Source organism: Corallococcus sp. AB030 (genome assembly GCF_003668965.1).
GTDB lineage: Bacteria > Myxococcota > Myxococcia > Myxococcales > Myxococcaceae > Corallococcus > Corallococcus exiguus.
This window is the reverse complement of sequence record NZ_RAWQ01000324.1, coordinates 1-7,170: the sequence shown is the minus strand read 5'-3', so window position 1 is coordinate 7,170 and position 7,170 is coordinate 1. Positions and strand designations below refer to the sequence as shown.

10 protein-coding genes are annotated in these 7,170 nt (G+C 70.4%); 6 read left to right on the top strand and 4 right to left on the bottom strand.

From position 1 onward, the window contains the following. From D7Y15_RS41225 to D7Y15_RS41205, 5 genes are all read left to right on the top strand, one after another. On the top strand, positions 1-841 hold an 841-nt coding region (locus D7Y15_RS41225), incomplete at its 5' end, for a ParB/RepB/Spo0J family partition protein (RefSeq protein WP_121756002.1). 3 nt (positions 842-844) lie between these two features. Next, a complete protein-coding gene (bacM, locus tag D7Y15_RS41220; RefSeq protein WP_014400844.1) occupies positions 845-1,291 on the top strand; it encodes a bactofilin BacM in 447 nt (148 codons plus the stop codon). 8 nt (positions 1,292-1,299) lie between these two features. After that, positions 1,300-1,854 carry a hypothetical protein gene (locus D7Y15_RS41215; protein ID WP_121756001.1) on the top strand — a complete coding sequence of 185 codons (555 nt, stop codon included), beginning with the start codon at positions 1,300-1,302 and terminating at the stop codon, positions 1,852-1,854. Between the two features lie 53 nt (positions 1,855-1,907). After that, on the top strand, positions 1,908-2,357 hold the full coding sequence (locus D7Y15_RS41210) for a CoA-binding protein (protein ID WP_120581290.1): 450 nt from the start codon (positions 1,908-1,910) through the stop codon (positions 2,355-2,357). A 264-nt stretch (positions 2,358-2,621) separates the two neighbouring features. Beyond that, positions 2,622-2,813, top strand: coding sequence for a hypothetical protein (locus D7Y15_RS41205; protein WP_120581284.1), 192 nt, complete (start codon positions 2,622-2,624; stop codon positions 2,811-2,813). 88 nt (positions 2,814-2,901) lie between these two features. On the opposite strand, the gene egtD is transcribed toward D7Y15_RS41205, so the two are convergent. From egtD to D7Y15_RS41190, 3 genes are all read right to left on the bottom strand, one after another. Beyond that, positions 2,902-3,924: an L-histidine N(alpha)-methyltransferase gene (gene egtD / locus D7Y15_RS41200; protein ID WP_120581285.1), complete on the bottom strand. Its 1,023-nt coding sequence runs from the start codon at positions 3,922-3,924 to the stop codon at positions 2,902-2,904. 7 nt (positions 3,925-3,931) lie between these two features. Beyond that, the gene (gene egtB, locus D7Y15_RS41195) at positions 3,932-5,266 is read right to left on the bottom strand and encodes an ergothioneine biosynthesis protein EgtB (protein WP_121755999.1); all 1,335 of its coding nucleotides are present in this window, start codon (positions 5,264-5,266) and stop codon (positions 3,932-3,934) included. Positions 5,267-5,476: 210 nt separating this feature from the next. After that, the gene (locus tag D7Y15_RS41190; protein WP_158624570.1) at positions 5,477-6,139 is read right to left on the bottom strand and encodes a trimeric intracellular cation channel family protein; all 663 of its coding nucleotides are present in this window, start codon (positions 6,137-6,139) and stop codon (positions 5,477-5,479) included. Positions 6,140-6,262: 123 nt separating this feature from the next. Between D7Y15_RS41190 and D7Y15_RS41185 the strand changes: the two genes are divergently transcribed. Next, the gene (locus D7Y15_RS41185; protein ID WP_233605288.1) at positions 6,263-6,652 is read left to right on the top strand and encodes a response regulator; all 390 of its coding nucleotides are present in this window, start codon (positions 6,263-6,265) and stop codon (positions 6,650-6,652) included. A gap of 37 nt (positions 6,653-6,689) precedes the next feature. Here D7Y15_RS41185 and D7Y15_RS41180 read toward each other — a convergent pair whose 3' ends face one another. Continuing rightward, the gene (locus D7Y15_RS41180) at positions 6,690-6,959 is read right to left on the bottom strand and encodes a hypothetical protein (protein ID WP_126936353.1); all 270 of its coding nucleotides are present in this window, start codon (positions 6,957-6,959) and stop codon (positions 6,690-6,692) included. Positions 6,960-7,170 lie beyond the last annotated feature (211 nt).

Below are 7,170 nucleotides of genomic sequence, written 5' to 3'. Positions count from 1 at the left end.
GGCCGCCCCCGCGCCGGCCCCCGCCGCGCCGCCGCCAAAGCCCGGCGTGCTCAAGCTGGCCATCGAGTCCATCCACCGCGACCCGCTCCAGCCCCGCCGCCACTTCGACGAGACCAAGCTCCACGAGCTCACCGAGTCCATCAAGGCGCAGGGCCTGCTCCAGCCCATCCTCGTCCGGAAGAACCCGAACAAGGGCGGCGACGGCTACCTCATCATCGCGGGCGAGCGCCGCTGGCGCGCGTCCCAGGCCGCCGGCCTCAAGGAAATCCCCGCCATCATCCGCGAGGTCACGGAGGCCGAGTCCTTCGAGCTCGCCCTGGTGGAGAACCTCCAGCGCGCGGACCTGAACCCCATTGAAGAGGCGGACGGCTACCGGCGCCTGGTGGAGGAGTTCAAGCTCACGCAGGAGCAGGTGGCCCAGAAGGTCGGCAAGGAGCGCTCCACCGTCGCGAACGCGCTGCGCCTCCTGGCCCTGCCCCCGGACGTGAAGGCCATGGTGGCGGACGGGTCGCTCAGCATGGGCCACGCTCGCGCGCTGCTCGGCGTGCCCCGGCTGCCGGAGCTCCAGAACCTGGCGAAGCAGGTGACGGAGAAGAAGCTGTCCGTGCGCGACACGGAGCGGCTGGTCCAGCAGGGCAAGTCCGCGAAGGGCGGCAAGGATGCAGGCAAGCCGGCGCCCAAGGTGAGCCCGCAGGTGAAGGCGCTCACCGAGGAGTTGCAGCGTCGGTTGGGAACAAAGGTCCGTCTGTCGGAGAAAAGCCCGGGAAAAGGCACCCTGGAAGTCGACTTCTTCTCCTACGATGACCTCGACAGGCTGTTGAAGCTTCTGAGGAAGGAGTAGGGCGTGGCGCTCCTTGGCGGGAAGAAAGACGAAGCACCCAGCAAGCCCCTGTTCAAACGGGAGGAGGATTTCGTGTCGACGCGTCCGGGTGAGGTTCACACGCTTCTGGGTAAAGGAAGCGAGTTCGAGGGGAAGCTCACCTTCGAAGGTCAGGTTCGAATCGACGGCAAGTTCAACGGGCAGATTGTCACCAAGGACGTGCTCGTCATTGGCGACGGCGCCCGCGTGCAGGCGGAGATTCAGGCCGGCACCGTCATCATCAACGGCACCGTGGAAGGCAACGTGCGCGCCACGCAGCTCATCGAGCTGAAGCAGCCGGGCCGAGTGAAGGGCAACCTGGAGACGCCGTCACTCTCCATGGACCGCGGCGTCATCTTCGAGGGCTCCCTCAAGATGGAGAACATCGGCAAGGGTGGCGGTAACCCGCCCCCGCCCGGAGAGAAGAAGTAACGGTGCGCATGTTCGCGTCCCACGCGCGGAAGGTCCCGGGGCTCATCGGCCTCGGGGTCGTCTCGCTCGGAGTCCTGTTTGGCGGCTGCGAGGGCTGCCAGAAGAAGACGCCGGTCGATGACATCCATGCGGAGGACGCGGGGCTGCGCTCGGGCGTGAAGGTGCCGCTGCCGCCGGGTTGGTCCGCGCAGGTGGCCACCGACGGCAGCTTCCAGGCGGGCCCTCCCGGCCGCCCGGCGCTGCGCGTGGATTTGAAGCCGGGGCAGGGCGAGCAGATGCCCTCCTCGGAGACGCTGGCGGACAACGTCCGTCAGCAGATGAAGCAGTTCACGCTGTCGCTGGACCAGGAAGAGGACACGCCCTCCTTCGCCCTGCTGCGCGTGACCATGGCCCCGTCCCTGACGGACGGCGGACTGGGCCCGGAGGCGCCCGCGTTCTTCGGCGCCCGGCGCGTGGGAGACGACCTGTTCCTCTGCGCCAGCCTCCCCGGCGCCACCGCCGAGGAAGTCCGCCTGGCCACCGAGGCCTGCCGTACCATCCAGGTCCAGGCCGCGCCCCGCTGACAGTCCCCTGTCGTGAAGGTCGCGGCCTCCTTATGAAGGAGCGCGGAGACCCCATGGACGACTGGCGCAAGAACCTCATCGACGACGCGGAAGGCATTGGCGAGCTGCTCGCGCGCACGAAGCGCATCGCCGTGCTGGGCATCCGGCCGGAAGCGCAGGCGGACAAGCCCGCGCATGCCATCCCGAAGTTCCTCAAGGACCACGGCTTCACCGTGCTGCCCGTGCCCACGCACGGCGAGCAGGGGAGCATCCTGGGCGAGCCCATCTCCGCGTCGGTGAAGGACGTGCCCGGAGAGGTGGACGTGGTGCAGGTGTTCCTGCGGCCGGACGACATCACCGCGCACGTGGACGGCATGCTGGAGAAGAAGCCGTATGCCGTATGGTTCCAGCTGGGCATCCGCAACGACGCCGCGGCCGAGCGGCTGGCGCGCGCAGGCATCCGCGTGGTGCAGGACCACTGCATGAAGGTGGAGTGGAAGAAGCGCCACCCGGACGCCCGATAAGCGCCAGCCAGAGGGGAACCCGGGAACGTCCTGCGCGGCCCGGGTGTCCCCATTACGTGAGGAGCGTGATGTTTCTGGTGGCTGCGACTGGCAGGGGATGGACTTCGGGCCCGGCCCGGGGTGCAATTCCGTCCACGTACTGTCAGCCGGAGTCCCCGGGACTTCCCGAAAGCCGTCCGACTTCCTAACCTTAGCCTCCCGACCTGTGCCGAGCGCCCGCCCGTCCCGGGTCTTCACACTGTGCCCCTCGTAAGGAGTCCGCGCATGACGCTCACCGAGATGCTTCCCCTCCCCCTGGCCGCCGTGGAGATCGGGCCCCTGGGTGAGCAGCTAGCAGCGGCGGGGGGACTGGTCATCACCGCGGCCGCCGCGCTCTGGGCCGCGTGGACCCGCCCGGCGCAGCAGCCGGCTCCGGTGCCGGTGCCCGTGCGCCGCGATCCTCCGCGCCGCCGCTAGGCCGCTCCGTCGCACCGTCTGATTCGGGCCCTGCCCCGGCGCCGCGAAACGCAGCGCCGGGCGGCCCCTGCTGAAAGCAGTCTCCCGCTCAGCGCTTCATCGCCAGCGACAGCGCGAAGTCTCCGTCCGCGTCCGTCCACCACGCGGCCAGGTCGAGGCCCGCGTCGCCAAGCTCCGCCTGCACCTGCTCGCGACAGAACTTGCAGCTCACCTCCGTGCGCAGACATTCGCCTTCCGCGAACTCCACGCGCCGCTCCAGGTCCTTCAGCCACACGGACTGGGCCTTGCGTGAGATGAGCCGCATCTCGATCCACTTGTTCGCTTCGTCGAACGGGGCCAGGTGCTCGAAGGCCTCCGGGTCGAAGTCCGCGTTCAGCTCGCGGTTGAGCACGCGCAGCACGTTGCGGTTGAAGTCCGCCGTCACGCCCGCGCTGTCGTTGTAGGCGGCGAACAGGCGCTCGCGGTCCTTGATCAGGTCCGTGCCCAGCAGCAGTCCGTCACCGGGCTCCAGTCCGGACGCCAGCTCGCGCAGGAACAGCGCGCGCTGTGCGGGCTTCAGGTTGCCAATGGTGCCGCCCAGGAAGGCGACGAGCCGCCGGCCGCCGCCCGGGATGCGGCCCAGGTGCTGCTCGAAGTCGCCCACCACCGCGTGCACCGCGATGCGCGGGTACTCGCGAGCCAGACCCTCCGCGGCCTTGCGCAGGAAGGCCTCGCTCACGTCGAAGGGCACGAAGCGCTTGAGCTGTCCGGCCGCGTCCATCGCGTCCAGCAAGAGGCGCGTCTTCTCACTGGTGCCGCTGCCCAATTCCACCAGCGTGTCCGCGCCGCTCAGCCGCGCCACGTCGTCCGCGTGGGCGCGCAGAATCTCCCGCTCGCGGCGTGTGGGGTAGTACTCCGGCAGGCGGGTGATGTCGTCGAAGAGCTGGCTGCCGCGCTCGTCGTAGAGCCACTTGGGGCTCAGCTCCTTGGGCCCATGGCAGAGCCCCTCCAGCACCTCCGCGCGCAGCGAACGCCGCGCGTCCCCGGGTTGCACGTGCACGTCCACCTTCACGCCTGGCGCCGAGTAGCCCTCCGCGACGCGTGCCTCACCCTGCTCCGACCTCATCCTCATGTGACCCTCACTTCACGTCGCGTGCACAGCGGAAGCCGGCGAAGATCTGCCGGCGGATGGGGAAGTCCCAGTTGCGGAAGCTGTTGCGCACCGCCACCGGCGCGCTCGCCCAGGCGCCACCGCGCAGCACCTTGGACGTGTCTCCGAAGAAGACCTCCGAGTACTCGCGGTACGGAAAGGCCCTGAAGCCCGCGTACGGTTGGAAGTCGCTGGCGGTCCATTCCCAGACGTCGCCCAGCAAGCCCCAGACGCCGTCCGCGCTGCGGCCCGAAGGGTGGCTGCCCACGGGCGACGGCCCCCAGCGCGTCCCGCCCAGGTTGGCGTGCGCGTCCGTGGGCGCTGCGTCCCCCCAGGGGTGCGCGCGAGTGACGCCGTCACTGCCCTGCGCGGCCTTCTCCCACTCGGCTTCCGTGGGCAGGCGCTTGCCGGCCCAGCGCGCGTACGCGTCCGCTTCGTACCAGGACACGTGCTGCACGGGTTCGTCCTTGGGCAGGCGCTCCATCGTGCCGAAGCGGCGGCGCAGCCAGACGTGGTGGCCCTGCGGACTCCAGAAAAGCGGGTGACGGATCTTCTCCGCCTGGATCCACGCGAAGCCCTTGGGGTCCCACCAGCGCGGATCCTCGTAGCCGCCGGACTCCACGAACACGAGGAAGTCCCCCGTGGTGACGGGGTGCGCGTCCAGGAGGAAGGGCGCCACGTCCACGACGTGACGGGGGCGCTCGTTGTCGTAGGCCCACGGGTCGTCGCCGCCCAGGTGCACCGGGCCGCCGGGGATGAAGACCTCGTGCTGTGGCACCGCGCCGGGCTGGGGGCGCAGGGCCTCCACCGGGTGGTACTCCACGTGCGTCATCAGCTGCAGCGTGGCGGCCAGCGTCTCCGCGTGCTGCTGCTCGTGCTGCGCCACCATGCCGAAGGCGAAGCCGCCGTGGAGCAGCGGGTCCGCGCTGTCCTCGGGCAGCGTCTCCAGGTGCGCGCCCACCGCCTCGCGCACGCGGGTGGCGTAGGCCCAGGCGGCCTCCGGCTCCAGCAGGGGCAGCGCGGAGCGCGTGTTTCGCGGGTGGCGGAAGGCGTCGTAGATGGCGTCGAACGCAGGGTCGGTGAAGGCCGGAGCCCCCAGCGCGCGCAACAGCCACTGCTCCTCGTAGTTGGCCACGTGGGCCACGTCCCAGACGAGCGGGGACATGAGCGGCGAGTGCTGCCGCATCAACTCCGCTTCCGGCAGCGGCGCGAGCATCGCCTGGATGCGCTCACGCCCCGCCTCCAGCTCCCGCCACGCCCGGGCCTTCCACGACCCGGCCTGGCGGACGCGCGCACTCCCCTGTTCCTGGCTCCTCAGCGACATGGTCGGCCCAAGGTAGGAAGGGGCTCCAGGCCCCGCTAACCCCCCGGGCCCCCCTGGTGGGACAGACCCGTGAGGGAGCACACGTTTGCGAGCCTGCTTCCCCTCCGAAATGATCCGCGGTCCTAACGGGGTTGCGGGCACCTGTCGGAGAATTCTGGACCGGAAAGTTCGTTTCTGTCCAAAAGATATTCCGGAAGCGCGGCTCCAGCCTCAGGGCGGTCCGCGCGGGCGGCGGGCCTGGATCCGGTCCAGCAGTTGGAGCAGGTCGAACCGGTGCGGCAGCCGCCACCGGCGCCACATGGCGGTGAGGCGCAGCAGGCTGGCCCCGGCGATGGCGGCGGCCTCCGCCAGGGGCGCGGGCAGCTTCAGGCCCACCGCGAGCGCGACGTAGAGCAGGCCGCACAGCAGCGCGACGGTGGCGTACAGCTCGCCCGGGGACACCAGCGCGGTGCGCTCGCCCAGGAGCACGTCCCGGATGACGCCGCCGCCCACGGAGGTGACGACCCCCAGGAACACCGCGGACGGCAGGGGCAGCTGGAACGCGAGCGCCTTCTCCAGCCCCAGCACCACCCACATGCCCAACAGCAGCGCGTCCACCACGTCCAGCGCCCGGTGCAGCCGGGACAGCCACGGCGCGAAGAGGACGGCCAGCACCGCGCAAGCGCCCACCGCCAGCAGGTAGCGCGAAGAGCGCAGCGCCGCGGGCGTTTGCCCGAGCAGCACGTCGCGCAGCATGCCGCCCCCCACGCTGGTGCAGATGGAGAGGGCCAGCACCGCCATGGCGTCCAGCTCCCTCCGCAGCGCGTGCAGCGCCCCTGACAGGGCCCCCAGCCCCACCGCGCCCAGCTCCAGGTAGACGGGCAGCGTCAGCATGCCCCCCGAACCTCCCAGAGTGGCCGCTCCGGCCCCAAGGGGGTCATCCTCCAGGGTAGCCATCTGTCCACCAGTTGTCGTGGTATTCCGGGAAGGCGTGTCCGTGTGGGGGAGGGGGTCTCTATGCTGCGGGACATGGTTCAGCCCGCGCCGCACAAGCCCGTGCTGGTGGTGGAGGACGACGAGGATGCTCGCGCCGCCATCGCCGAAATCCTGGAAGCCGACGGCTACGAGGTGGCCGTCGCCGCCAATGGCCAAGAGGCCCTGGACGAGCTCCAGCACCTGCCCCCGCCGAGCCTCATCCTGCTGGACCTGAGGATGCCGGTGATGGACGGCCCGGAGTTCCTGCGCCACCTGCGCGCGGACTGGCCCCGGCTGAAGGCCGTGCCGGTGCTGCTGCTGTCGGGCGTGGGGGCGGAGGCGCTGCCTGACACGGGCGGCCTGCTGAAGAAGCCCATCGTCCCGGACGAGCTGCTGGCCACCGTGGGCCGGCTGTCCGGCCGGATCGCCTGAAGCCGGGGGCCTCGCGCGAACGAGGGCCCTTCGTGCGTCAGCCCAGCCGCGTCACCGCGAGCAGCGTGAGCGTGCTGGCGCGAGGGTCCTTCTCGTAGACGAGCTCCAGGTCGTGGCCCTCCACGCGGTGCCGCGCGGGTCCCGCCACCGAGTCGTGCGACTTCGTCCGCTCCGCCAGCCGCGCCAGGGTCTGTTGCAGGGCCTCGAAGGCCTCGGACGACATCCGCCCCACCTCCCGCCACGCGGGCGGTGCGTAGTGGACGCGGTAGGGCAGGACCAGGCGATTTCTTGCGGAAGACTGGGACACGGGTTCGGTTCCTCGACACTCCATCGCTATTGCGAACCGCGTGCCTGTCCGCCGCTCCCGGGAATTCCGGGCACTTTCGCGGTGGGTCGGCGGTGACGTCTGAAGAAGTTACGGACTCGACCGAATCGTGGGGGAAGAAATGACTGGCCGTATGGCAGGCCTGGAAGAGGGGTGAAGGGGCCCTGGCCGTCCGGCCGGGTGGGGCTGGGGC

Bases quoted from the DNA above. Each gene is read 5' to 3' on its own strand.
- D7Y15_RS41185 (WP_233605288.1), top strand. From the start codon at position 6,263: ATGCTGCGGGACATGGTTCAGCCCGCGCCGCACAAGCCCGTGCTGGTG.
- D7Y15_RS41205 (WP_120581284.1), top strand. From the start codon at position 2,622: ATGACGCTCACCGAGATGCTTCCCCTCCCCCTGGCCGCCGTGGAGATC.
- egtB (WP_121755999.1), bottom strand. From the start codon at position 5,266: ATGTCGCTGAGGAGCCAGGAACAGGGGAGTGCGCGCGTCCGCCAGGCC.
- D7Y15_RS41215 (WP_121756001.1), top strand. From the start codon at position 1,300: ATGTTCGCGTCCCACGCGCGGAAGGTCCCGGGGCTCATCGGCCTCGGG.
- D7Y15_RS41210 (WP_120581290.1), top strand. From the start codon at position 1,908: ATGGACGACTGGCGCAAGAACCTCATCGACGACGCGGAAGGCATTGGC.
- egtD (WP_120581285.1), bottom strand. From the start codon at position 3,924: ATGAGGATGAGGTCGGAGCAGGGTGAGGCACGCGTCGCGGAGGGCTAC.
- D7Y15_RS41190 (WP_158624570.1), bottom strand. From the start codon at position 6,139: ATGCTGACGCTGCCCGTCTACCTGGAGCTGGGCGCGGTGGGGCTGGGG.